Below are 26117 nucleotides of genomic sequence, written 5' to 3' on the forward strand. Positions count from 1 at the left end.
TGCAGAACAACCTGTCCTAAAGATACTTCTTTTTCTATAACAGTCCTTACAACTTCTTCCTTGAAATCAGGTGTGGCCCTGATATTAGGCTGTTTGAGTAGCCCATTTTCACCATAAAGATTATACTTCCGAACCCATTCCAAGATCATCCGTTCGCCTATATGGCGTTCACGGGATATGCGCAGTATCGGCTTCCCGTTTTTTACTTGAGAAACTATATCTAGTTTCTCCTCAAATGTGTGTTTTACCATAAATAGTGAACCCCAAAAGTTTTTGTCCAACTTTTGGGGTTCACTTCATTTATGATCAGGCATTTTTTTATTGAAGGGATGTTTATTTAAAACCGAATTCCAAAAGTTAAGAATACATTGTTGTTTGCATTTTTAATGCTAGCTACTGGTTCAGCTCCATCACTCAATACATAAGGACTTGTTCTGTCTTCTGATTGAACGCGTTGATAAGCTAGATCAAAATAGTACTCATTAAAGCGGTATCCTAAACCACCACTATAATATTTAGTAGCAAAAATGTTTTTAGTATCATCTTTTACAGGACTGCCATTTAATCCGTAACCAGCTCTTAAGCTTAGGTTGTTGATTTTGTACTCTCCGCCAACTCTGTAGTTTACTGCTGATGTATAAAAGTTCTTAATGTCTGCATTGCTGTTCATAATTTCTTGGTCAAGTGAACCACCACCATCCTGTGATAGGCGGGTGCTTGCATAATCAATAAAATCAACATCAGCAGAAATGATAGCTTGTCCCGCGATTACATAACTGGCACCTAAAGATCCTTTTCCAGGAGTTTTTAGGTTGTAGTTATAAGGATAGGATAAAGGTCCGATGTTATTCGGTTGTTTTTCGCCCGATATCGTTGTAAATAAGTTTTCAGCAAATGCATCTTCCATATACAACCAGGTTGGTGTTTGATAGGTCGCACCGATTCTAAAACTTGAAACAGGTCTGAAGATTAAACCAAGCTTACCGTTAACTCCGGAACCATGAGTTTCCTGACTAGATACATAAGAAAAGTTGTAGTTTTCTTCCGGACCATCACCGACAGCACCGTTTGCGGGATCGCCATTGTAAGTTTGTAGTGTACCTTGTTCTTTATATTCTGCATCATTAACGTAACGTACGTTTACCATTCCTATACTTGCACCAATATACAATTGGTTAGAAATATTAATTGCTCCTGAGAAATTAACTTCGGAGGTAGAACCTGCAGCAGTTAGATTTTTACTTTGCATATTACTACCAATAAATGGATCGGCCGTATGACCAGGGCCACTGCCAGGCCTATTGTAATTCATTAGGTATTGCTCATAAGCCAGGCGCTGTAAAGTATTATTCTGAATAACTCCATTTTGATCCATGCTGCCATTGGCTAATTCCGAAAAATAATCACGCATAGTAGTCTGGTTGTTGTTTCCGCTGTAACTGTAACTTTGCGTGTAATCGTTGTTTCTGCTATAACCAATACCAAATACGAAACTCAAAACACCTTTTTGAGTGTTTTGTCCCTGTGCTTTAAAAGTAGGATTGTACCACACCACACCAGCTTGATTCATATTTAACTTACTGTCTGAAGCATTGCCTTTCTGGCCCAGGTAATCGGATTTTGAAGTTGCATTGTTAAATTCAGGAGTGAAACTAAACTCTGACCTGGTAAAGAGGCCTAAACCAGCCGGGTTACCATTTAAAGAGCTCATGTCTCCGCCTACGCCAATTTGCGCATTCCCCATGCCTTTAAATCGTGCAGAACTACCGTAATTGGTATTGCCGAACCTGATGGCATCTTGGGCATATTGTGCATATGTAGTGCCTGTGGTGGCTACTATAGCCACCATAAGCATTTGTGTAAATTTCTTCATCTCTGTATTTCGCTTAAATTACCTGCCACCGCCTCTTGATGGTCTGCTTGTGCCGCCACCGCCGCCACCTGAACTACCGCCACCATAGCTTCCGCCAGAACTGCCTTCACTTCTTGATGGAGGGCTGTAAGATGGAGGTGGGGTATAAGATTCTCTCGTTGGTCTTGATGGAGCTTCGGTTCTGCTCGGTCTTGAACTTTCTGTGGTTGCAGGTCTAGCTGGAGCTTCGGTTCTGCTTGGTCTTGAATTTCCAGTCGTTGTCGGTCTTGAGTTTCCAGTTGTTGCTGGTCTTGAAGATGGACCATAATTACCGTTAGTATTACCTCTTGACGGTCTGCCTGAAGTTACACTTGAACCATTCCCGTTACTGTATTGACCTCTAGATGATCTTGGAGAAAGATAGGCATCATTTCCATTACCTCTATTTCCAGTGTACACACTACCACCTCTATTTGGTCTAGGTACATTGGTGGTTCTGCCGGTATAATAACCGCCTCCCCAGTAGCCACCACCCCATAAGCCGCCGCCGAAACCACCGCCATAGTAATTGTTGTAGCCAAAGAATGGAGAATAGTAATTACCCCACGAGTTGTATGGAGAATTCCATATAGAGCCATAAAAAGGACTATAGCCAAATCCCATACCAAATCCTAAGCCTAATGACATGCCATAGTTGCCATACCACCCGCCATCAAAGAATGGGTCATAATATCCTCTCCATGAAGGTCCTGTATTGTAAAATCTGTTTATACGTGATGAGTAATCCATGTCATAATAAGGATCACTTGTGCCATAATACTCATCCTGAGCATCATAGTCAGAGTCTTTCATGGGTACTTGTTGCTTATACTCCCTTGCCTGCGCTACAGAGTTATAAACATCATCAGTCGAATTTTGCTGCGCTAACCTGGGCGCAGAGCAGGAGGTGACAACTATCGCCGTCAGCCCAAGCATACTGGTGAATAAATAATTTGATTTCATAACTATATCCCTTCTTTGTGTGTTGCGTGTTTTGTAGGTATAAATTTATAGATTTGTAACCTACATTACAAGTCATTTAACACAAAAAACGTTCCAAACAGTTATGAGCAAAGGTATTACAAGCAAAAACGAAGATTATTCACAGTGGTATAACGACATTGTTATAAAAGCCGACCTGGCTGAACACTCATCTGTTAAAGGATGTATGGTGATTAAGCCCTATGGATACTCCATTTGGGAGAAAATGCAGGCGGTTTTAGACCAGAAATTTAAAGATACAGGCCACAGCAATGCTTACTTCCCTTTATTCATTCCCAAGTCATTTTTTTCTAAAGAAGCATCGCACGTTGAAGGTTTTGCAACCGAATGTGCCGTTGTGACGCATTATCGTTTAAAAAATGATGGAAATGGAAACATCATTGTAGATGAAACCGCAAAATTAGAAGAAGAATTGATCGTTAGACCAACTTCGGAAACCATCATTTGGAATACCTATAAGGGTTGGATTCAATCCTATCGTGATTTGCCAATCCTTGTAAACCAATGGGCCAATGTGGTACGTTGGGAAATGCGTACGCGTTTGTTTTTACGTACTACAGAGTTTTTATGGCAAGAAGGACATACTGCACATGCTACATCTGATGAAGCAATTGCGGAAACAAAACAAATGCTGGACGTATATGCTGATTTTGCTGAAAACTGGATGGGCTTACCGGTAGTTAAAGGCGTTAAAACTGCTAATGAGCGTTTTGCAGGTGCATTGGATACTTACTGCATTGAGGCGTTAATGCAGGATGGAAAAGCTTTACAAGCAGGTACGTCACATTTCCTGGGACAAAACTTTGCTAAAGCTTTTGATGTGAAATTCACGAGTAAAGAAGGTAAACAAGAACACGTATGGGCTAGCTCATGGGGTGTTTCTACCCGTTTAATCGGAGCCTTAATTATGGCGCATAGCGATGATGCTGGATTGGTATTGCCTCCAAAACTTGCTCCAATACAAGTGGTTATCGTGCCGATATATAAGAATGATGAAGAATTGCAAAAGATCGGCGCATTTGCGGCTGAGCTATCTTCAAAACTAAAAAACATGGGTGTTTCTGTTAAATACGATAACCGTGATACACAGCGCCCAGGATTTAAATTTGCCGAATACGAACTTAAAGGTGTTCCAGTACGTTTGGCAATTGGTGGCAGAGATATGGAAAATGGAACTGTTGAACTTGCCCGTCGCGATACAAGAGAAAAACAAACTGTACCACAAGATGGTTTAGAAATATATATTGCACAGTTGATGGAAGAAATTCAGGCGAACATCTATAACAAAGCACTAAACTATAGAGCTGAGCACATTACTGAGGCTAATTCTTACGATGAGCTGAAAGAACTGTTAGACGGTAAGGCTGGTTTTATTGCTGCACATTGGGATGGAACTCCAGAAACAGAGCAGAAGATTAAGGAAGAAACAAAAGCGACGATCAGATGTATACCTTTAGATAATAAGCTGGAAGATGGCGTTTGTATCTATTCTGGTAAACCATCTATACAGCGTGTGTTATTTGCCCGAGCCTACTAATTTATAAGGATGAGCACAGAAAATTATAATAAGATACTCACTGAATTTAAAGAGAAAGCTTCCTTAAAACAGGCCATCTACCGCAATACAACCGAAGTGTTTGCTTTGTTGAAAAAGCAGTTGGCAGAGATTGCACTGAAACTGCAGCACGATTACAATGTCAAAGATCCCTCGGTAGAGATCAATTTTAAGGAGCATAGTCATTTTGAAGGACAGCTTAAATTTTCTGGTGATATGCTCATGGTATCTATGCATACCAATATATTTTCTTTCGATCCTTCGCATTCTATATTTCAGAGTCAATACATTAAGGATGATATGAGGCTAAACTATTGTGGGATTATCTATCTCCATAACTTCCTGGCCGATTCTATAAAATATAACCGCCTGGCAGATGAAGGAACACTAATTGCCCGTATTTTGATCAATAAGGATAAACATTTTATGGTCGAGGGTGAGGGTGTGCTTGATTCTTTATATCAGGACTTTGCAAATAACCTGGTTACGGAAGAGAAATTAACAGATATTATTGAAAGATCGATCCTTTTTTGTTTGGATTCTGATCTGATGATTCCTCCTTTTGCGCAGGTAAAAGACGTAACTTTAAATCAGAAACAGTCTATGCTGGTTGCCAGTGGATTTCCTACAAGCAAAAACATTGGCTACCAGTTTAAATCAGAAATAGAGCAAAATAATAACATATGAAATTTGCAACAAAAGCTATCCATGCCGGTCAGGAGCCTGACCCAACTACTGGAGCAGTAATGACTCCAATATATCAAACTTCTACTTACTGGCAGAAATCGCCGGGTGATCATAAAGGTTTTGAGTATTCAAGAGGTACCAATCCAACGCGTGTGGCGCTGGAAGCTTGTCTGGCTGCTTTAGAAAATGCTAAACACGGATTGGCGTTTTCAAGTGGTATGGGGGCGACTGATGCAGTGATGAAGTTATTGCAGCCCGGAGATGAAGTAATTACTGGTAATGATCTTTACGGTGGTTCTTACCGTATTTTTACGAAAGTTTACGCCAAGTATGGTATCAAATTCCATTTTCTGGATCTTTCTAAACCGGAAAATATATTGCCTTACATCAATGATAAAACAAAGTTGGTTTGGATAGAAACGCCAACAAATCCAACGATGCAGATTGTTGACATTGAGGGGATGGCTAAAATTACTAAGGAACGTAAGTTGTTGCTTGCTGTAGACAATACATTTGCTTCGCCTTACCTGCAAAATCCAATGGATTTGGGTGCTGATATTGTGATGCACTCGGTTACAAAGTACATTGGCGGTCACTCTGATGTAGTAATGGGGGCTTTATTGGTAAGTGATGATCAATTGTATAAAGACCTTTGGTTTATTTACAATGCATGTGGAGCAACTCCTGGTCCACAGGATGCATTTTTAGTGCTTAGAGGGATTAAGACGCTTCATTTACGGATGAAAGCGCATTGCGAAAATGGCGCTAAAGTTGCTCATTTCCTAAAAAAACATCCTAAGGTTGACAAAATATACTGGCCGGGCTTTGAAGATCATCCTAACCACGACATCGCTAAAAAACAAATGCGTGATTTCGGCGGAATGGTGTCTTTCACTCTAAAGGATGCTGATTTACAAGAGACCTTTAGGGTTGCAGGTTCATTTAAGGTATTTACATTGGCCGAATCTTTAGGCGGTGTTGAATCTTTAATTAACCATCCAACCAGTATGACTCATGGTTCTATTCCTAAGGAAGAACGTGAAAAGGTAGGTGTAGTTGATAACCTATTGCGTTTAAGCGTTGGGGTAGAGGATATTGATGACCTTATTGCTGATCTGGAACAGGCACTTAAATAAAAGGAATTGGAATTTTTAGAACTTAAAGATTTTTTAGACATTAAGGTTGAGCAGTACAATAGGCCCAACTTTATTCAAAACGATCCAATCTGCATTCCACATCAGTTTTCTAAAAAACAGGATATTGAAATTGCCGCATTTTTTGCGGCAATTTTAGCTTGGGGACAACGCAAAACCATTATCAATAAATGCAATGAGCTTTTTGCAAGGATGGATAATGATCCGTATAATTTCATGCTTCATCATAGTGATGATGACCTGAAAAGGTTACTGGGGTTTAAGCACAGGACCTTTAATGATACTGATCTTTTATACTTTGTTGCTTTCTTTAATCAGCATTATCAGCAGTTTGATAGCTTGGAGGCCGCTTTTTTGCCGCCAGGGGATCTATTTCAAACTGATTTTCTATCGGGGCAGGTTGTGGGAAATTATAAAGGATATGCTTCATCGAGTTGTATGCTTTCAGAATTGGATCAACAGGAACCAAAAATAGAAAGGGCCTTGAATTATTTTAGGTCCTATTTTTTCTCTTTGCCCGATTATCCGAGACGGACGATTAAACACGTTTCATCGCCTATGCAAAAGTCTACCTGTAAGCGTTTAAATATGTTTTTGAGGTGGATGGTGCGTAAAGACAATAAGGGTGTTGATTTTGGGATCTGGAACATGATTAAGCCTGCTGATTTAATTTGTCCTTGTGATGTCCATGTGGATCGTGTAGCGCGTAAGCTAGGGCTGATAGAACGTAAGCAAACGGATTGGCGTACGGCAGTAGAGCTAACGGGGCATTTGCTGGAGTTAGATCCTTTAGACCCGGTTAAATACGATTTTGCTTTATTTGGGCTAGGGGTTGAAGAGAAGTTTTAAAAAAGGGAAGTTTAAAAAAAGGAATATCCTTGTTCAGACTGGAACCTTTTGCCTTGAAGAAAGGCAAAAATTCCTAGGTCTTCTCAAGAACATTCCTTTTTTTGGATGCATACCGTTCATCTTTGCATATTGTTCATATCTTTAAGCTGAGATGATTACTTTTAAAGCAGAAATAGAACGTTTTGCCGAAATGGGCGAGAAAACTGGTTGGACTTATGTTTTTATTCCACAGGCTATTGCTAATCAGATTAAGGCCGATTGTAGGAAGAGTTTTCGAGTAAAAGGGCAGCTGGATCAAGTAGAAATCAAAGGGATGTCTCTTGTTCCTATGGGGGAGGGCGACTTCATTCTGGCCTTAAATGGTACTATACGTAAGCAGCTACGAAAAGAAATGGGTGCTATGTTGACTTTAGTTTTAGAGGAAGATGCGACCTTTAAGATTGAAATGCCGGAGGATCTGGAGCTTTGTCTTTCTGATGAACCACGTTTGCTGGAAAGTTTTTTAAAGGCGCCTAAATCCCACCAAAACTGGTACATCAATTGGGTTAATGCAGCCAAAACAGAACCTACAAGAACAAAGCGATTGGTAAGGATTGTTAATGCAATGGATAAGGGCTGGGATTTTGGAACCATGATGCGTGATGGCAGACCACGGGAAGAAAAGTAATTTTAAGGTTGGTCGTATTTCCTAAACCAACTCCATACCTTCATTTGTATCACACCTAAAAATGCTTCTCTAAATATTCTAGTACTCATTTTTGAACTTCCTTCTGTACGGTCTGTAAAGATGATCGGCACTTCGACTACGTTAAAGCCATATCTTAGCGCTGTAAACTTCATTTCTATCTGGAAAGCATAACCCACAAACTTAATCTTATCGAGTGGTATGGTGGCTAAAACCTTACGACGGTAGCATTTAAATCCAGCTGTGGCATCCTGTATGTCGATACGTGTAATTAATCTAACATACATCGAAGCAAAATAAGACATCAGTACCCTGCTCATTGGCCAGTTTACTACATTAACTCCATTTACATAACGTGAACCAATGGCTACATCAGCACCATTTACGCAAGCTGTTCTTAAGCGGATCAGGTCTTCGGGGTTATGCGAAAAATCAGCATCCATCTCAAAGATATATTCGTAATTAGGTCGTTTCAGTGCCCATTTAAATCCATGTATATAAGCTGTGCCTAAGCCCAGTTTGCCAGTACGTTGTTCAATATGAAGCGCAGGATATTCTGACTGTAATTTTTTCACAATATCAGCGGTCCCGTCGGGAGATCCGTCGTCAATAATTAAGATTTCAAAAAAGTAGTTTAATGAAAAAATCTTTCTAATGATTTTCTCAATGTTCTCTTTCTCGTTATAGGTAGGAATAATAATTAAGCTGTCTGACACGCAAAATGAATTAGTCAGTAAAATTATGGATTCTAAATGAAAAACCCGTAGTATATGGAAATACTACGGGTTAAAATATGTTAAATGTAGGTGTTAACTTACGCCATGCATTAGTTTTTTAACCAATGGAGAGAAAATAATCAGGAATACACCTGCCACTGCAGCATAAATAGCCAATTGATAATATCCGTTGGTATAAGATTCCAGTTTAGTCAGCAAAGAAGCATGTTCATCACTTACCGACATATTGGCTCCTAGTTTACCGGCAGCAAATTGTCCGAATGCACTAGCCAGGAACCACATTCCCATCATCATTCCCGTGAGTCGTTTAGGGGATAGCTGGGTCACAAGTGACATACCTATAGGCCCCAGACACAGTTCACCTATGGTAGTGATGAGATAACCAAATGTAAATAAATTCAAAGAAGTCACCCCATTGGCGTCGGCAAAGAAACGGGTATAGTAGAAGATGTAAAATGATGCTGCTAAAAAGAGAAAACCGATCCCAAATTTAATGATGGAATTGGGTTCCAGTTTCTTTTTTGCGAGCCATAACCACAGCAAGCCTATTAAAGGGCTAAGAATAATCACAAAAAGTGAATTGGAGCTGTTATTTACCACATTTGGATCAATATTAAAAAACAAAAGGGTATGGCTTAGGTTCTTTTCTGCAAAGAGCGACAATGAGCCTCCACTTTGCTCATAAATGGCATTGAATAAAAAGTAAAAGAAGATAAATATAAAAGCTGCAAACAGTTTTAAACGGAACTTATGCTCTTTAACCGTATAGGCTTCATACAAAAAGTAGATAATGGACAGTGGGGCGATGGTGTACATAAAATAATCAGTATATTTTGTGTTCTGTACCATGATCAGGATCAATGGAATCGAGATCAGTGATAAAAGATAAACGCCAATTTCACGCATTTTTCTTTTCTTTACCGTCAAATGTTTCAATGGAGAATCACCTATAGGTCCCAGGATTTTCTGAGTAAAAATAAAGGTAACCAGGCCAATGATCATTACCAATGCTGCCGCAAGGAAAGCGTAGTTCCAGGATACATATTTACCCAGGTATACACATAAAGCACCTCCAAGTAAACCACCAATGTTTATACCGGCATAGAACATTCCATATCCTGCATCTCTGCGGCCATCACCCTGTTTATATAGATCGCCTACCATAGAGGATACATTGGGTTTAAAGAAACCCGTTCCGATAATGGAGAGGGTAATACCTATATAGAAAAAATCCTTTGGAGAAATTGCAATGATCAGATTTCCCAGTACCATAACCATTCCACCAAAAAAAAGTGATTTTCGGAATCCCAGGATCTTATCAGCGAAGATACCACCGAGGAAAGTGAAAGTGTAAACAAAGGCTTGTATGGCTGCATACTGTAAGTTAGCACTCTTGTCACTTAGCGCTAAGCCAACCACCTTATCGATCATAAATATGACCAGCATACCCCGCATCCCGTAAAAGCAAAAGCGCTCCCACATCTCCACAAAAAACAATGCCCAAAGCTGCTTAGGGTATTTACCCTTAAAATTCTGGATTTCTTCTAATGACAACTCATCAGCCATATTCGTGTTTTTAAAATATAAATGTAAAAATAAAAGCCTTTAGAATATGCTCTAAAGACTTTTATAAGTTTGTGATTTAAATAGCTATTTTACGCCGTGCATTAATCGTTTAAGCACTGGGGTAAGTAACATGATGATGAGCCCCAGACCTACCGGAATAAAGGTAAAGATCAGGAAGAAGGTCGTCATCGAATATTTAGAAGTGATTTCGTCAATCATACCGCCCATAGTACCGGCAATCTTATTACCAATAGCAATGGCCAGGTACCAGATACCAAACATGATGGCGATCATCCTTCCAGGAACCAGTTTACTTACATAAGATAAACCTACTGGTGAGATAAACAATTCGCCCATCGTATGGAAGAAATAAGCCAATACCAACCAGATCATACTTACTGATGCAACTGCTGCACCTTGAGGGATGGTACTTGCACCATAAGCCAAAACGGCAAAGCCTGTACCTAATAAGATCATTCCGAAACCATTTTTATAAGTTGCAGAAGGGTTGTATTTACTTTCCCAAAGTTTGGATACAATAGGGGCACAGCTGATGATAAACAGTGAGTTTAAAATACCGAACCAGGTTGCTGGAACTTCAGATTTTACTTCGCTATATTGATTTTTAAGCATGTAAATCACGAGAACCCAGATGATCACAAAGCCTGAAGCTAAAATGATGTTGCCAAGCGAGTATTTACCAAAGGTTTTAGAGAATAATTTTAATAATACATAAGAGATAATCATCAGGGGAATTACTGTGATTAAAGTGTTTACCACATTGAAGATCACTTTTGAATTACCAACCAATACCCTTTGTGTATAATCTTTTGCAAAGATGGTCATCGAACCACCTGCCTGCTCGAAAGAAGCCCAGAAAAAGATGGTAATGAAAGCCAGTATAATTACGGCAATCATTTTATCTCTTAAAACAGGGGTGTATTGAGAGATCCTTTTCACCAAGATGAACAGGAATAGCACCAATGCAGTCACGATCATGATATTGCTACCGTCGATGCCACTTATTTTAAAATTGAATAAGTTCATGCTGGTAATTTTGGACACCGGATCATTAATGATCCATGATAAACCAATTACAGCAATTAAGCCGATCAATACCAAATCAAATTTAGAGAATGGGTTGCGTGTTGCTTCTTCTGCAGTTTCTTCAAGATCTTGTACATCATTTTTTAATGGTTTTAAACCAATGTTGCCAAAAATACCTTGTGTAAAATAGAACTGTAACATACCGATAAACATAAAGATACCGGCTAAACCGAATCCATAAGCCCATCCCCAGTCTTTATTCTCACCAATGTATCCACAAAGTAGCATACCTAAAAATGCACCTGCATTTACACCCATATAGAAAATGGTATAAGCACCATCTTTTTTCTCTGGGTGTTTTTTGTACATCTGTGCAATGATTGAAGTCATGTTCGGTTTAAAGAAACCATTACCCAACACTAACAAACATAGACCTAAGTACATGAATGAATGGTCTATTTCAATAGCCATAGACAGGTGACCTAAAGTCATAAGTAGGGCACCTACAATAACTGCCCAGCGGTAACCAATAATTCTATCGGCAATGTAACCGCCTAAAATGGGGGTTAAGTAAGCCAAACCGGTATATGAACCATAAATTGCCAGGGCATATTCTCTTGGCCATCCCCATCCTGGATTGTCTCCGATTAATGAGGAAGTAAGGAATAGCACCAATAAGGCTCTCATGCCATAGTAAGAAAATCTTTCCCACATTTCAGTGAAGAACAAGACAAACAATCCTGCTGGATGTCCGAGTACCTTATTCTCGAAAAAGTTATTTGGAGTGTCCAAACTCTGTGTATTCATTTTGTTTTTTTATGTGTTATAAAAGTTTAGTTAGTTGCGCAAGATAGGTACACGAAGGCAAACTCACAAATTTTAAAAATTGATTGGTTTGCATCATGACCATTAAAGTTTTTTTTCAGCTTTAATCTGTTTATCCTTAGGGTCTATATAAAAATCATCCATAGCATTAGGCTCATTTTTCATCTCTACATTTTCTACCAATTTGAGTCTGCCGCCAACAATTTTATAGGCATCAAAGCTTAAATCAGATGCGTAAAATTCGAAATTTCCCTGCATCTCTGCAGAAAAAGGAGCGAGGTGATCAAATACAATCATGTTTACGGACCTGTCCAGCGTTAGTGTCATTGAATTTAGCTTATTGTATTCAAATACAATCCTGTTTTTAATGACTTCGCCCTTTAGACCATCAAATATAGCTTTCCCAAATACAGGCTGATCTGCTTTGTCGAAAGAAAGTATGTCAATTACTTTTTTAGAGGTTTTGGCATTGTTGCCCTTCCATCCAAGTAGTATATAATAAGGTGCTCTGCCGTTCATCACTATCGGGATCACCTGATAATATCGGGCACCATACCAGTTTTTATTTCCAGTAATCTGATTTAAGTCCTTGATGTTATTGGTGTCATCAATCAGTGGGAACATTTTTAACTTTCCATCTTTTGTAGCCATTTGTATGGCACCATAAAAACGGTAACTGCCGTCATCACCGGGAACATACCAGGAGAAAATTCTTAGGGTATTGTTTGGCGACTTCATTACTGAGATTCTTTTTAAAGAATCGAAAGGGAAGTTAAATGATGCTGGTGTTTTTAATGCCGTAACGAGTGTTTTGATGAACTGGGAATTCGCGAAAAGGCGCTCCTGATCATTTGATGCATTGTAGGTTGCATCGCTCATGCGTTGTAAGGAGTCCTGATAAGTTTTCAGGCGCGATACATTGCTGAGCTCAAAAGTATGCTGTGCAGAAAGTCTTGTTCCTGCACAACATAATATAAAAAGTAATATTAAAGGTTTTAAAGCCTTAATCATTTAGTTTAGGTTTTCTATGACCATTGCACTGGCACCGCCACCGCCGTTGCAAATTCCGGCTACGCCGATTTTGCCTTTGTTTTGCGATAATACGGAAAGTAAAGTAACTACAATTCTGGCTCCCGAAGCACCTAGTGGATGTCCTAATGAAACAGCACCACCATTTACGTTTACCTTTTCGTTATTTAAGCCCAGTTCTTTGTTATTTGCCAGCGAAACTACAGAAAAAGCTTCGTTTATTTCAAAATAATCAACATCAGCAATACTTTTGTCTGCCCTTTTAAGTGCCAACGGAATCGCTTTTGAAGGAGCCGTGGTAAACCATTCCGGAGCTTGCTGTGCATCTGCATAAGAAAGGATTCTTGCTAAAGGCTTTAATCCCAGTTCTTTTGCTTTGTCTGCGCTCATTAAAACAAGTGCAGCTGCACCGTCATTTAGTGTAGAAGCATTGGCTGCTGTTACGGTACCACCTTTTTCAAAAACAGGTTTTAGCGTAGGTATTTTATCAAATTTTACGGCAAAAGGCTCTTCATCTTTGTTGATTAAGGTGACGTCACCCTTGCGGTCTTTAACTTCTATTGCTATAATTTCGTTGTCAAACTTGCCTTCTGTTTGTGCAGCTTGTGCTTTTTTGTATGAACTGATGGCAAATGCATCTTGTTCTTCGCGACTAAAGCCACATGTTGTAGCACATAATTCGGCTGCAGAACCCATGTGATAATCATTGTATACATCCCACAAACCGTCTTTAACCAGACCGTCTGTAATTTGACCATGACCTAAACGGTAACCATTTCTTGCTTTATCAAGGTAAAAAGGCACATTACTCATGCTTTCCATACCACCGGCTACTACAATATCGTTTTGTCCTAAGGCAATGCTTTGTGCAGCAAGCATAATCGCTTTGGTTCCTGAGGCACAAACTTTATTAATAGTGGTAGATGGGACGTCTGGTAAGCCGGCAAATTTGGCGGCCTGTGTTGCTGGGGCCTGGCCAACATTGGCAGATAAAACATTGCCCATGTAAACTTCTTGAATATAAGTTGGTTTTACTCCTGCTTTTTCTACAGCGGCTTTAATGGCAAAGCCACCTAGTTGTGTAGCAGAAAATCCAGATAATGAGCCTCCTAAACTCCCTATTGGGGTCCGTACTGCTGATACAATTACTACTTCTTTCATTAATGTTTTTAAGTTAGTTAGTAGCAAAGTTAAGTAATTGCGATGTATAGGTGGTTAAGATGTAGGTAATATAACTGTTAAACTCCGTTCGGAGCGTTGTCTATAACCATTAAAATAGGATATACTGATGAAATTATATTATTTTTGAATAGAAATCAATTTGCATCGCTTTGGCCAAAATCAGAAAAAATTCTCATAAGGTACTTTACAGGAAGTATTCATCTAATATTAAATATATCATGATGGTGCTTTCGGTATTAATTATAACTACGTTTTTACCCAAACAGCCACGTTTTAGATATGAATTTGAAAAAGGAACGATCTGGAAAAACAAAGATCTGATCTCACCGTTTAGCTTTGCGATTTTAAAAACCAATCCTCAGGTTACTACGGATAAAAAAGATGCGCTTGAGAATGTCTTGCCTATTTATAAGCTAAACAAAGATTTGTTTAATGTTGTTGAGGAAGCTTATTTAAACGAATTTGATGTGAAATGGAGAACCAATGCTTTTCCTGAAAATGAAAGTGCAACCTATAAGCAGGCTTCTCTTAAATTACTTAAATCTATTTACGACAAAGGGATTATTGCTATAAATCCAAAACATAATAAAGGTAATTCGAGTAATTATGATTTCTCTTTATTAAATAATAACATCTCCAAAACGGTAAATACCCAGGATGTTTTTACGGTACAAACGGCGCTAGCCTATTTTAAAGACAATTTTAATTCGGTTAATCTAAAGATAAAAGAAGCTGTACTAAATCTGGCTGAGGACCATTTGCAACCCAATATTGTTTTTGATGAGAAGCTGACCGCGATTGTGCAGGCCAGTACCGTGAGTAGTTTATCCGTCACGCGGGGGATGGTTCAAAAGGGGGAACTAATTATATCTAAGGATAATGTGGTAGATGATGATACTTATCAGAAGTTGTTGTCATTTAAAGAGGCCTATGAAGCGCAGACGAAGACTATTGGTGATAGTAAAGTAGTTTACTTTGGCCAAATCTTATTGGTGGGCTTTATTGTAAGCTTGTTAATGGTGTTCCTTAAATTGTTCAGGAAAGATATTTTTGCTGATAACAGGCAGCTGTCCTTGATCCTATTGGTGATCACCACCATGTTGTTGGCCTTAACATGGGCTATTAAACTGGATTTACCTAGCATATACTATATTCCATTTTGTATTGTTCCCATCATTATTCGTATTTTATTTGATACCAGGCTTGCGCTTTATCTGCATTTGCTGGTGGTATTGATTTCGGGTTTCTTTGTGCCCAACAGTTTTGAATTTGTGTTTTATCAGGTTACTTCTGGTATGGTCGCTATTTATAGTATCAGGAATTTGATTAAACGTGAGCAGTTGCTCTTGTCTGCTTTATTTATTCTATCCGCATACTTTGTCGCTTTTGTAGGGATTTCCTTATTAAGAGAAGGATCCTTTGCCCAGGTGGCCTGGATTAACTTTGTGCCCTTTATTATCAGTGTGCTACTTTCCTTATTGGCTTATCCACTTATTTACGCATTCGAAAAGATGTTTGGTATCACTTCTGATGTGGCTTTAATTGAACTAACCAATACCAATAATAAATTGTTAAGGGAGTTGGCCTTTAAAGCGCCTGGAACTTTTCAGCACTCCTTGCAAGTGGCTAATCTGGCCGAAGCAGCTATCTTTAAAATAGGGGGGAATTCTTTATTGGTTAGGGCGGGGGCATTGTATCACGATATTGGAAAGATAGAGAATCCACAATATTTTATAGAGAACCAGAACACTGCATTGAGTCCGCATGATAAGCTACCTTATGAGCAGAGTGCCCAGATTATCATTAAGCATGTTCATAAGGGGATAGAAATTACACGCAGGCACCAATTGCCGGAAAGTGTGATCGACTTTATTAGAACGCACCATGGTAACACACGGGTAGATTATTTTTATCAGTCTTTTTTAAAGAATTCGCCTGAGAAATTTGTTGATGAAAACATTTTTAGATACCCCGGACCGATTCCTTTTTCTAAGGAAACTGGTGTTTTAATGTTGGCAGATTCTGTCGAAGCTGCGTCAAGAAGTCTAAAAAATCCGGATGCTCAGAGCATAAATGACCTGGTCGAACGCATCATTAGCTACAAATTGGAACAAAATCAGTTAGATAATTGCGATATTACCTTAAAAGATATAGAAACTATAAAGTTGATATTCAAGACGATGCTAATGAGTATTTATCATGTGCGTATAGATTATCAACAAATCCTGTAATTTTTTTTGGATCAATGGTTGAAGTTACTATATTTGCACTCCCTCAACACGGATATGATGAGGTAAATCGGAGGGATGCCTGAGTGGCCGAAAGGAACAGTTTGCTAAACTGTCGTACTGGCAACGGTACCGAGGGTTCGAATCCCTCTTCCTCCGCTGAAATAAAAAAAAAGTAAAGTTAGGATTTGTCATTTTAAAATCGTTGCTTTGCAATCCCTTCGAAAAAGGGAAAAACAGATACCAGTTCGGGGTGTAGCGTAGCCCGGTATCGCGCCTGCTTTGGGAGCAGGAGGTCGTAGGTTCGAATCCTGCCACCCCGACAAAATTACTTGGAAGAGTAGTTTAATATTGACCAGTAAAAACAGATACCAGTTCGGGGTGTAGCGTAGCCCGGTATCGCGCCTGCTTTGGGAGCAGGAGGTCGTAGGTTCGAATCCTGCCACCCCGACAACATAGATGTCAAATTCTATCAAAAACCCTCTAAATGTCACAGTTTAGAGGGTTTTTTCGTTTTAGTCATATCAAAGAAAAGCAAAGAATATCAAGGTTTTTATGCCCTATTCTACACCCTCTTTTTTTCTTGTATCATTGTCCTGATAGAAAATTTAAAAGTCACTGCTTGAATTTTTTATTTCACCGCCTGTTCGGCCATCAAATTTTGCCTCTGATTTTAACAAATAACTAAGGAGGGCATAAAAGGGCATAAATGGGTTTAAAACAGTTTAAAGCATGAAAAGTACACTTAGAATAAATACCACCGTAATGGCCATAAAGCTTATGTTATTGTTTTTTATGTGCCGTAAGCAAAAGATATACTTTCCTTCAGCTTCTCGGCTGTTTTGCTATTTGGCTGAACATGCTTTTTAAGTTCCTTCAAACGGTTGCCTATATAATGCACTTTGATTTCTGCAAAAAGGTCTTCGTAAACTGCAATGTGAAAAGCCAGCGCATCCAGCATTTTCAAATAAATTTGGTGGCTGTTTTCCAGTTCCATCCGCTTTGCCTTTAACTCGGCAGAAGCCGCCTGCCTGTCCTGTAGGTGAGGCATCATTTTTACCGGTTGCAGTAACACCTGCGAAGCTGGTTCCGCCCGGTTCTGTTCTATGTCCAAAAGCAGGCTTTCTACCTCCAAAAGGACAGCAATCAATAGCTGGTGTTGACGTTTGCTAATGGCTTTCATTTGTTTTTATGGCAAGAATTTACAACTGTACTTAATTATTTAGTTCTGGATAAGCCATTTTGCGTATCCAGAACTGTTTGTTGTTCTAATATATTTTAAGAATTACACGATGCATTGTCCGCTTTTCTCACTTCACATTTTAAAATGATGAAGCTTAGCTATTTTTTCGGAAACTTTTCTGCCAGGTTAGTGGCGATCAAATAATTTTTTCCAATATCATTTTTTTTGATGATCCCGTGTATGCTCTGCACTTTTCCTGTAGTAGTCCATTGCTCTGGAAATTGTAGATTCAACATATTGTTTCCGTCTGGAAATCCGGGATAAGGTTTCCCCTGGGCATCAGTAATTGACACACTATGGGTTATGAAAGATAGCCCCATGTCAATAGCTTCTTGAGGGCTTTGCGATGTGATGGTTACCAATTCGGCAACGGGTTTAAGCCGCACATATTCCGACCATTCTCCAGGTTTTATACCACCAGAAAATGTAGCGGAAACGGCTGGAAATTCCACCAAATCATAAGTAGTGGGATCGAGATAGCTCTCCCATACTTTCAATGTCAAGTAGATAGGCTCTGTAGCCCCAGGAAAATTGAAATTAAAATTCACCAGATAGTCTGCGCCGCTTAGATCTTGATATTCATGACTTTCCTTTAGCTTTTTCCCATCATAAAGCAGTACAGGTACCTCGGCGGGTTTATCAGTTGCTTTAAAGGTATGCTCATAAACCACTTCACCGGTAATACTGTTTCTTAGCTGCATGTGGGTCTGGTCATTTTCATTCTCAAACGCCAGGCCGGCATTATAAGCAAAACTTCCGTATAATTCCCCTCTTGTTTCTTCCCCATCAAAATACTTAAGCAAGGGAACCATTGTATAGCCTTTAAGTACGGGTAGTGTTTTACGAACCGTTACTGTTTTATTTAACACTTCGCCATCCTTTTTGCAGGCCGTAAATATGAAGAGGAATAGCAAAATGTATAACCGGTATTTTTTCATTTTTAAAATTTTTAAAATTTGTAAGCAAAAGATAAACTGAACGTACGCCCTACGTAGCGTGTAAAAGATTCGCGGTCACCAATGAGTTGCCCGGTTTCAGCATCGGTATAGCCCTTTTCAAATTTTTCTGAGAAACCCGGTTTATATTCGTAGCGGTCGGCCCATTCCAGATCCAATAATCCCGCCGTACCTTCTTTCTGTACATAAGTATTTCCATCATTGATAAAGAAGCGGTGAGGAGCATCGGTGAGATTACCCATATTAAGCCTTACCTCCATATTCTTTTTGGGAAAGCGGTAGCTAACCTGGGCATCTAGTTGTCCCCGGGGGCGTTCGTATTCTGCCAGATCAGGCCTGCTAGAGGTGATAAATGTTTTATAGTCCATATAATTATACGATACATTTAGCCCTAACCTGTCGCCAGCATACTGCAGGCCCAAATTGAGTAAGAGCGGTACTTGTCCGTAAAGCTGACGAGGATATTTCATGTAGCTGAAAGCCGTTACCTGATTTCCCTCCTCATCAGTGCTGTACACAATTTCCCGTGCCTGTACGGTTGACCTTTGCAGCGTGAGATTGCCATTCAGATAAATATTTTGCAAAAAGGCTGTTTCGGGTCTGACGAAACCCAGGCTCTTACGCATTTCAAACTCCCAGCCATATACCTTTGCCCACTCAGAATTACCAATTGTGATGTACGAGCTTCCCGAGCCACTTTCGTTGTCGAGCCTGAAATATTCTGCAGGTTTATCAAAGTATTTGTAAAAGTACCCTATCGAGATAATTTCACCCGCCTTCGGGAACCACTCTATTTTAGCGTCATAGTTATCTATAATGGTGCTGGTCACCCCCTGGCTCCTCACGCGTGAACCATACTCCGGGCTATATCTTGAGAAACGCGAATTCTCCATCAATCCAGGTCGTACCGCCGACTTTCCGTAAGCGAACCTGATGTTGAGTGGTGCCCAAGGGCTATAAGTAGCATTTGCAGAGGGTAAGAACCTCCAATTTTTGTCACCTTCCAACAGGAGTTCAACATTTTGATCAGCCATCAAACTGGCGGGGTTTTTAAGCGTATCCAGTTTAAAATATTCGGCCCTTGCCCCCCATACTAACCGAACCTTGTTGCCGAGCTTGTTATCAAGCATGAGATAGCTTCCATGCGTTGCACTTTCTCCTTCAAAGTTCGAGTCAGAGAATTTTCCGGGGCGGTAGAACAAACTGGTGATGGGATCTTCCATTCCCATGTGGTTGCCCCATTGCTGGATGGGTATTTCGCGGTAGTTTACCAAAGCGTTTCCATTAGGGGATAAAACAATAGGCAACACCAGCCAATCGTAATTTACATGTCGGTAAAAGTAGTTGTATCCTGTTTTTAGCTTATGGCTGGTTTTGGCAATCCTGAAATCGAAGGCTGTATTAAATACCGCCTCCTGGTCAAGTTCATCGTAGGCAAACCTGCCACGGTGCAAGCCTCCCCAGTCAGGATCTGATGATTGGCCCGGATAATTGTAATACTGAAGATCTGGCAGGTTATCGAATGCTGTAGTGTTTAACTTTGCCGACACGGCATCCTGCTCTACTTGATTGAGGGACGTTCTGGCCAAGCTCCAATCGATGGTAAATTGGCCGAAATGGTGTTTTCCTCCAATTTTGTTCTGCAGCAGGTCAGTAAATTTGGGGCGTTCATCCTCTTCCATATAAGGATATGGGTTGTTGGATGTACTTTTGGGATCATTCCAGGTCCAGCCGCTGATGCGGTTGAACTGATTGTCGAATATGCGAGTATAAAGGTTGTAGGTTTCAATACTGTGCTTTTCAGTGTTAAAGCCCCCATTGAGCAGGGCACCTAATGAGGTGTTGAAAGAGAACCTGTTTCCGGTGTTAACGTCTTCCGGATCATCCGCATTGGTAGGTCTGATGCTCCAGCCTCCGCGGCGCATATTGGCGATATAATTATTGCGCTGAGTGTTGCGGTAACTCAAAGACCCAACAAAGCCCAGCTTACGTATGCTTTTTGAACTTAATGAATAAACCTGGCCAAAGCTTAATTGATAATTCTGTGACGGAGCCGCCCCAAACGCTCTGGTTCCTAAACGTTCAGTTCCACCAATCCGCTTGTTCTGCTCGGCCACCTGTGCAGCCTTTACCTTGTTTTGGTCGTCAGGAACTCTTGGATTGAATGCGTCATCCACTGAAACGATGCCTTCGGGAAAATGATCGCGGCCTCCATCGTCAAAGCCCAGGTAATCATGCTTGCCACGCCCGTAACTTAGGAAATCCTTGCCCACGGTACGACTGTTAAAACCAATCCCTGCATTTAACGACATAAAATTTTCTGTCGGGATGGCTTTGGTCGTGATCTTTACCAATCCACCGGCAAAACTGTAGGGCATATCTGGCGTAATGGATTTTGACACCGCGATGTTGTCTACTAGGTTGGTAGGAATAAGGTCAAACTCAAAGTTGCGCTCCTGTACATCTGTGCTGGGGAGAGTACTGCCGTTAAGTGTAGCAACATTATACCTTTCAGCGATACCCCTTACCACTACACGCTTGCCTTCAGTAGTGCTCACTCCCGTAATACGGGCCAACGATTCGCCCACATGGCGGTCGGGAGTACGGCCAATCTGTTCAGCCGAGATGCCATCTGATAGGCCTGCCTCATTTTTTTGTTGGGCATATAGCCCGGCGATACTTTCTTTTTTGAAACTACTGGTTACCACCACCTGATCCAGTTGGTTGGCAGCGGCCTTCAGTACGATGCTGAGGTTGGTGAGCTGCCCAGCCTTTACAACGACATCGGTGATACGTTTGGTCTGAAAGGAGACGTAGCTGACCTCGATTGTGTAAGTGCCAGGGACAACGGTGAAATTATAGTTGCCGTCTACATTGCCTTGTACAGACTGATTGGTCTGTATGATCCTGATGGATGCACCGGGCAGGCTTTCGCCACGTTCGTCCACAACCTTGCCGGAGATGCGGCCTGGTTGTTGTAACTTGAAAAGAATAATTGCTCCGGCTTTTTCTTTAAAACCTATTTGTTGACCCTTAAATAGTGTTTTTAAAACTTCCCTGATTTCTTCGTTGTTTAATTGTAGCTTTTCTACATATATTTTATCCAGATTTAAATCCTTGGTAAAACCAAAGTCGGTGTTTGTTTTCTGTTGCAATTCGGTAATAACAGTAAATGCACTGGTATTCTTATAATTTACACTAATGCGTTTGTCTAAAGCCTGCGCATTAACAGGGGTAGCCTGCAAAAAAGACGAAGCTGATATTAAAATGATATATGCCAGTATTGTTATCCGCATAATTTTCTGCCAGGGCAGTTTAAAGTCCATGTTATTTATGTTAATCCAAAAATAAAGCAATAGAAAAGCCCCTGTTTTTTTGCACAATAAAAGGGTAAATTCATTCCTATTTCTTATTTTTGAATGATGAGTGATTTTATTTAAATGTCGCTGATTGCAGCAGGGATAGGATCGAAGCTTCACTGCTGTATTGTTTAACGGGTGCTGCACTTTGCAGCCCTGTTTTTCTAATAAATTACAATTCCGTCCTTACCCTCCTTCCGGTACTTTTTGTTTATCATGATACAAAGCTGCTCCAACACATCCTCGTAATTCCTAGCTGACCGCAGGGTGAGGTTGTATTCGTTCTTTAATACTGCCGGGTTATCACTTCTAATTTTCTTTCCATAGATATTAAGGAAATTTTGGGCAAGTTCATCAAAACCGGCGCCATTAAGTACGACTGCTCCTGTTATCCATAGTCTGTTGGTTTCGGTATCAATAGCTGATTTTTCTGCGCCATGCGTATATTTGTTATACACCACCTGTTGGCCGGGTAGCAGGATGGCTATAGATTTTGATTTGTCTGACACCCATACCTTTCCAGTATTAACTGCTACCTTTATATTTTTTAAATTTCCGTAGGCATGCACGTTAAACGAAGTTCCCAGTACTTTGACGTCTAAATCTGAAGCGTGTACAATAAATGGACGGACGATGTCTTTATGTACGCTGAAATAAGCTTCTCCAACCAATTTTAATAATCGTTGTTTCTGTCCATAGTTTGGCAGAACCGTTAAGGTCGAATTTGCATTTAATGTTACTTCTGTACTATCTGTAAGTAAGATCTGCTTTATTTCGCCTATTCCGGTGCTGAATGTTTTTGCTGCTATAACCGGAATTGCACTTTGCTGTGAAGATTGATTAAAATGAACGGCAATTACAGCAGAGGATATGATCAGCATACTGGCCGCAATTTTGGCTAATGGGGAGTTATACCAATATATGGTTTTCTGGGGGCGGATTACGTTCTCGATGATCCGATTTTCAATTTCGGATAATCTATTCCTGTCTTCCAGCCAGGAGAAGTTATCTTTATCCAGATCAAAAGATTGGTACCAACGGTCTATAATATAACGTTCTGCCGCCGAAGCCCTATTGTTATAGTATTTCCGGATTAGTTTTTTTAATGTTGATGAATTCACTTTATATCTGCTTTACACTATATAAGATACATAGTGGGCAATAAAGTACATTTCGGAACAGTTTTTAAATTGTTAATTTTTTGTTAACAGATAAGCGAGTGCGAAAAGGAAAGAATGGTTAATGTCGGGATGCTTTTCTGTGATGGCCACTTTAATGCGGCGTACCAGCTCTGTATTGTAATTCTTTATGGTCTGCTCGGCAAGCCCCAATGCCTCTGCAATTTCCTTTATGGTATAATCCTGCTGTTTAAGGATAAAGATTTTGCGCATACTTTCTGGCAGGTCTGCAATTGTTTCAGACAATGTTGTTTCCATATCCTTTACAGCAAGCAGTTCCAGAACTCCCGCCTGCATTTCATCCATTCTATATAGCAGATGTTCAACTGCTTTATTATGGAGATCACTTCTTGAGATATGGCGTAGGATTCGATGTTTGAGTATGGTGAAGAGGTAGCCGGCTAAAGAGGTATTGATTTCGATACTGGTTCTCTTTTCCCAAACGTGGGAAAAAATATCCTGTACCATATCTTCAGCATCCTGTTCGTTTTTTAATCGGCTGAAGGCATGTTTTAACAGGCTTTTGGTATGTAGCTTAACAATGACCTGAAAAGCATCTACGCTACCAAGTTTCAATGCTGATAGCATCTCCTGCTCTGATTTATATGCTGTTTCCTCCATTTCCAGTAATTATGAGCAAAGGTAATCTTTTACCAAAATTTAAACTTATTATTATATTGTTATTTACACGTTAAGTTTATTTTGCTCACTTGATGTTACATTGATCTTGCCATTCCCTTATTTGGATTTTCTTCCTCCGGCTCATCCTTTTTCGAGTTTCCCGTTGTTTCTGACGGTTTTTCCTCTTCCTTTGGTTTTCTGTCATCTATCTTTTTGAGTTCACTGGTAAAGAGTTCTTCAATATCCTGTTTGATCTTTTTGTAGTTTTCTTCAATATCCTGATCGGTTACCCTGGCAATTACCGGAATGGGCTTATTGTATATTGAGCTTGCTTTAATGGAAATGCCGATTTGTTGGCCTTTTGTATCAATGATAGAATAGATTAATCCGTTCTTTTGGATCAATGCCATTTCTTCCATGGGCGCATGTAGTGAAACATCTCTATAAAAACAGTTGATTTTTTGGTTGGATAGGATTTTTCTTGCGACTTCGGCAATGCTCTGACAGTCGCTTTCTCCATATATTTTTTCCAGTTTCTTGAAAAGCTTTTCTGATACCCTGATGACGAGGTTGTGGCTTAAAATGGCGTCCTGATCTTTTAGTTTTTTTCTTGGCATGATTCACAGCTCTTTTATGAAATTCCAGACTTTGCGAGTTCCGAGCAAAGTTCCGGCCTCAAGGACGGCAAGATGTTTTCGCATGCGAAAATACATCTTGCTATGACCACGCGGTCATGCACGTAGCCGATCCTGATTGCATCTGAACTTCGGTTAAATGGTGGATGAATGTTTCCTGAATACTAGATTGACGGTTCTCTTTTGTCGCCTTCGAGCAAGCGCTTGATGTCGTCATTTTTATAGTACATCAATCCGCCGATTTTAGAATAGGGGATGGTTCCGTTGATACGAAGGCTCTGTAAGGTGCTTGGGGATATCTTGAGTATTTCACGAACTTCATAGCTTTTCAGCCATTCTTTGTTCGATTCCAAAAGCTTGGGTTTTCTCAATGCCTCTTTTAAGTCTTGCAATAAATCTGCCCTGAATTGTCTGAGGTCTTCTTTGGTAATGAATTCTATTGTTGCCATGATATTTAATTTTCAGATTACATGGCAAAGGAAAAGGGAATGGCTTGAAAAGACTCGACATAGGGGCGTGGGTACGAAGGAATTTTACAATTGATTATTTCTCATTTCGATAAAGTTTATTTAACATTAAATATGGGGGAAAATATAGTGAAAATGTCCTTATCCCATCCTTTGTGAGGAGCAACTGCTGCCCGAAAACTCCATATTTTGTCCCATATCGTTACCGTATTGGTGTCAATTCATTACTGCCCGCCTTTTTATGAAGCAGGAAGGAAACCTGAATATCATCATCTTCAGTCTGGGCATGAATGGCAGAAAGGTAATCTTTATACATCTCGCTTGTCGGCTGTAATGCAAGCACTTTTCCACCTGCATACAGCACCATTTTAAAATCTTTTAAAGGTAAAATCTCCCTTTTTTCGCGGACTGTACCACTCATTTCGTCCCAGCGTTCCTTGGAATCTGCGGGAGTATCCCAGTAAAATGCTTTTGCCAGTTCCACTTCTTTATCATACATGAGTGATGCATAAGCATTCACATCTTTTTTGATCAGCACATTTCTGAAGTTGTTATAAACAGCAACCGCTTCTTTCAGTAATTTATCCTGATCCTCTTTACTCAAATCTTTAGAATTGCGCCATCCCTCTAACTGATAAGGAACTTCTGCATTAAAAGAACCTTTAAATTCAAAAACCTTTTGCCCGCTGCCCAGGAATTTTTCTGTTCCCGGTTTATTGGAGGTACTGAATTCAAAAACCTGTTTATAGGTTTCTGTAGCGTTATCAGGGTTGTGATGAATCACTTTGATCTTAAATTTAGAAGCATCCACAAGTGTCGGCGACCAGCTTTGGTCTGAAAGCTGAGGCGGAAACAAGCGTATGATCATCTCCTGTTTTCCACTCGTTAATATATGATCATTAATCGGAATACGTTGCTCATTGGCACTACCCAATAACAAATAGCGGTGCAGGGGCATGTCATTGATTAAAATTTCATAACCACAGGCATCCTGACTAAATTCTACCTCATACAATGGAGTATAATCGTATCTCTTTACCTGCTTATAAATATCCAGCATTTTCTGATCCATTTTTACCTGACTTTTAATAGTTGTGCCTGATAATTGTTTTTGCTGACAGGAAGCCAGGCTCGACAGTAATACTAAGCTTGATATAATTAGTGTCCTCATTTTTCAATTTTAATCCATCTGTGTTTTCCGTCAATAGGAATAGTAAAGGT

General features: G+C 39.9%; 22 protein-coding genes and 3 tRNA genes. 9 read left to right on the forward strand and 16 right to left on the reverse strand.

Features of this window, described 5'->3' with window-relative positions:
• The 3 genes from EZ444_RS26260 to EZ444_RS26270 all read right to left on the reverse strand — a co-directional run.
• Positions 1–251, reverse strand: a 251-nt coding sequence (locus EZ444_RS26260) for a helix-turn-helix domain-containing protein (RefSeq protein ID WP_131611133.1), incomplete at its 3' end; no start/stop codon positions are given.
• An 86-nt stretch (positions 252–337) separates the two neighbouring features.
• A complete protein-coding gene (locus EZ444_RS26265) occupies positions 338–1873 on the reverse strand; it encodes an OmpP1/FadL family transporter (protein ID WP_131612881.1) in 1536 nt (511 codons plus the stop codon).
• Positions 1874–1891: 18 nt separating this feature from the next.
• Positions 1892–2854, reverse strand: coding sequence for a hypothetical protein (locus EZ444_RS26270; protein WP_131612882.1), 963 nt, complete (start codon positions 2852–2854; stop codon positions 1892–1894).
• A 103-nt stretch (positions 2855–2957) separates the two neighbouring features.
• Between EZ444_RS26270 and proS the strand changes: the two genes are divergently transcribed.
• From proS to EZ444_RS26295, 5 genes are all read left to right on the forward strand, one after another.
• Complete coding sequence (proS, locus tag EZ444_RS26275) at positions 2958–4430, forward strand: proline--tRNA ligase (protein ID WP_131612883.1); 1473 nt, start codon at positions 2958–2960, stop codon at positions 4428–4430.
• Between the two features lie 9 nt (positions 4431–4439).
• Entirely contained in the window at positions 4440–5135 is a 696-nt protein-coding gene (locus tag EZ444_RS26280; protein ID WP_131612884.1) for a hypothetical protein, read from the forward strand.
• A complete protein-coding gene (locus EZ444_RS26285; protein WP_131612885.1) occupies positions 5132–6271 on the forward strand; it encodes a cystathionine gamma-synthase in 1140 nt (379 codons plus the stop codon). Before EZ444_RS26280 ends, EZ444_RS26285 begins: the two co-directional genes overlap by 4 nt.
• A 6-nt stretch (positions 6272–6277) precedes the next feature.
• On the forward strand, positions 6278–7138 hold the full coding sequence (locus EZ444_RS26290) for a TIGR02757 family protein (protein WP_131612886.1): 861 nt from the start codon (positions 6278–6280) through the stop codon (positions 7136–7138).
• A 151-nt stretch (positions 7139–7289) separates the two neighbouring features.
• A complete protein-coding gene (locus tag EZ444_RS26295) occupies positions 7290–7805 on the forward strand; it encodes a YdeI/OmpD-associated family protein (protein WP_131612887.1) in 516 nt (171 codons plus the stop codon).
• A gap of 2 nt (positions 7806–7807) precedes the next feature.
• On the opposite strand, the gene EZ444_RS26300 is transcribed toward EZ444_RS26295, so the two are convergent.
• The 5 genes from EZ444_RS26300 to EZ444_RS26320 form a co-directional block, all read right to left on the reverse strand.
• Positions 7808–8539, reverse strand: a complete 732-nt coding sequence (locus EZ444_RS26300; protein ID WP_131612888.1) for a polyprenol monophosphomannose synthase — start codon at positions 8537–8539, stop codon at positions 7808–7810.
• Positions 8540–8632: 93 nt separating this feature from the next.
• Positions 8633–10126: a peptide MFS transporter gene (locus EZ444_RS26305; protein ID WP_131612889.1), complete on the reverse strand. Its 1494-nt coding sequence runs from the start codon at positions 10124–10126 to the stop codon at positions 8633–8635.
• An 84-nt stretch (positions 10127–10210) separates the two neighbouring features.
• Positions 10211–11980, reverse strand: coding sequence for a peptide MFS transporter (locus EZ444_RS26310; protein WP_131612890.1), 1770 nt, complete (start codon positions 11978–11980; stop codon positions 10211–10213).
• A 102-nt stretch (positions 11981–12082) separates the two neighbouring features.
• Positions 12083–13009 carry a hypothetical protein gene (locus EZ444_RS26315; RefSeq protein WP_131612891.1) on the reverse strand — a complete coding sequence of 309 codons (927 nt, stop codon included), beginning with the start codon at positions 13007–13009 and terminating at the stop codon, positions 12083–12085.
• Positions 13010–14188 (reverse strand): acetyl-CoA C-acyltransferase, encoded by a 1179-nt coding sequence (locus EZ444_RS26320; RefSeq protein WP_131612892.1) that lies wholly within the window; start codon positions 14186–14188, stop codon positions 13010–13012.
• Positions 14189–14358: 170 nt separating this feature from the next.
• Here EZ444_RS26320 and EZ444_RS26325 point away from each other — a divergent pair, with 170 nt between their 5' ends.
• From EZ444_RS26325 to EZ444_RS26340, 4 genes are all read left to right on the forward strand, one after another.
• Positions 14359–16440: an HD family phosphohydrolase gene (locus EZ444_RS26325; protein ID WP_131612893.1), complete on the forward strand. Its 2082-nt coding sequence runs from the start codon at positions 14359–14361 to the stop codon at positions 16438–16440.
• Positions 16441–16509: 69 nt separating this feature from the next.
• Positions 16510–16596 (forward strand) — tRNA-Ser (locus EZ444_RS26330).
• A 90-nt stretch (positions 16597–16686) separates the two neighbouring features.
• Positions 16687–16760: transfer RNA gene (locus EZ444_RS26335), tRNA-Pro, on the forward strand.
• Positions 16761–16814: 54 nt separating this feature from the next.
• A tRNA-Pro gene (locus EZ444_RS26340) sits at positions 16815–16888 on the forward strand.
• A 342-nt stretch (positions 16889–17230) separates the two neighbouring features.
• On the opposite strand, the gene EZ444_RS26345 is transcribed toward EZ444_RS26340, so the two are convergent.
• The 8 genes from EZ444_RS26345 to EZ444_RS26380 all read right to left on the reverse strand — a co-directional run bounded on the left by EZ444_RS26345 (position 17231) and on the right by EZ444_RS26380 (position 25968).
• A complete protein-coding gene (locus EZ444_RS26345) occupies positions 17231–17620 on the reverse strand; it encodes a hypothetical protein (protein WP_131612894.1) in 390 nt (129 codons plus the stop codon).
• Between the two features lie 158 nt (positions 17621–17778).
• On the reverse strand, positions 17779–18618 hold the full coding sequence (locus tag EZ444_RS26350; RefSeq protein WP_131612895.1) for a hypothetical protein: 840 nt from the start codon (positions 18616–18618) through the stop codon (positions 17779–17781).
• A gap of 11 nt (positions 18619–18629) precedes the next feature.
• Entirely contained in the window at positions 18630–21962 is a 3333-nt protein-coding gene (locus EZ444_RS26355) for a TonB-dependent receptor (RefSeq protein ID WP_131612896.1), read from the reverse strand.
• 197 nt (positions 21963–22159) lie between these two features.
• Positions 22160–23116 carry a FecR family protein gene (locus EZ444_RS26360; RefSeq protein WP_131612897.1) on the reverse strand — a complete coding sequence of 319 codons (957 nt, stop codon included), beginning with the start codon at positions 23114–23116 and terminating at the stop codon, positions 22160–22162.
• Positions 23117–23188: 72 nt separating this feature from the next.
• Positions 23189–23794, reverse strand: a complete 606-nt coding sequence (locus EZ444_RS26365; protein ID WP_131612898.1) for an RNA polymerase sigma factor — start codon at positions 23792–23794, stop codon at positions 23189–23191.
• A gap of 95 nt (positions 23795–23889) precedes the next feature.
• Positions 23890–24411: a hypothetical protein gene (locus EZ444_RS26370; protein WP_131612899.1), complete on the reverse strand. Its 522-nt coding sequence runs from the start codon at positions 24409–24411 to the stop codon at positions 23890–23892.
• A 182-nt stretch (positions 24412–24593) separates the two neighbouring features.
• Positions 24594–24878 carry a helix-turn-helix domain-containing protein gene (locus tag EZ444_RS26375; RefSeq protein WP_131612900.1) on the reverse strand — a complete coding sequence of 95 codons (285 nt, stop codon included), beginning with the start codon at positions 24876–24878 and terminating at the stop codon, positions 24594–24596.
• Positions 24879–25098: 220 nt separating this feature from the next.
• The gene (locus tag EZ444_RS26380) at positions 25099–25968 is read right to left on the reverse strand and encodes a hypothetical protein (protein ID WP_205945354.1); all 870 of its coding nucleotides are present in this window, start codon (positions 25966–25968) and stop codon (positions 25099–25101) included.
• Positions 25969–26117: the final 149 nt, after the last annotated feature.

It is taken from the genome of Pedobacter hiemivivus (genome assembly GCF_004331685.1).
In the GTDB taxonomy this organism is placed as follows: Bacteria; Bacteroidota; Bacteroidia; order Sphingobacteriales; family Sphingobacteriaceae; genus Pedobacter; species Pedobacter hiemivivus.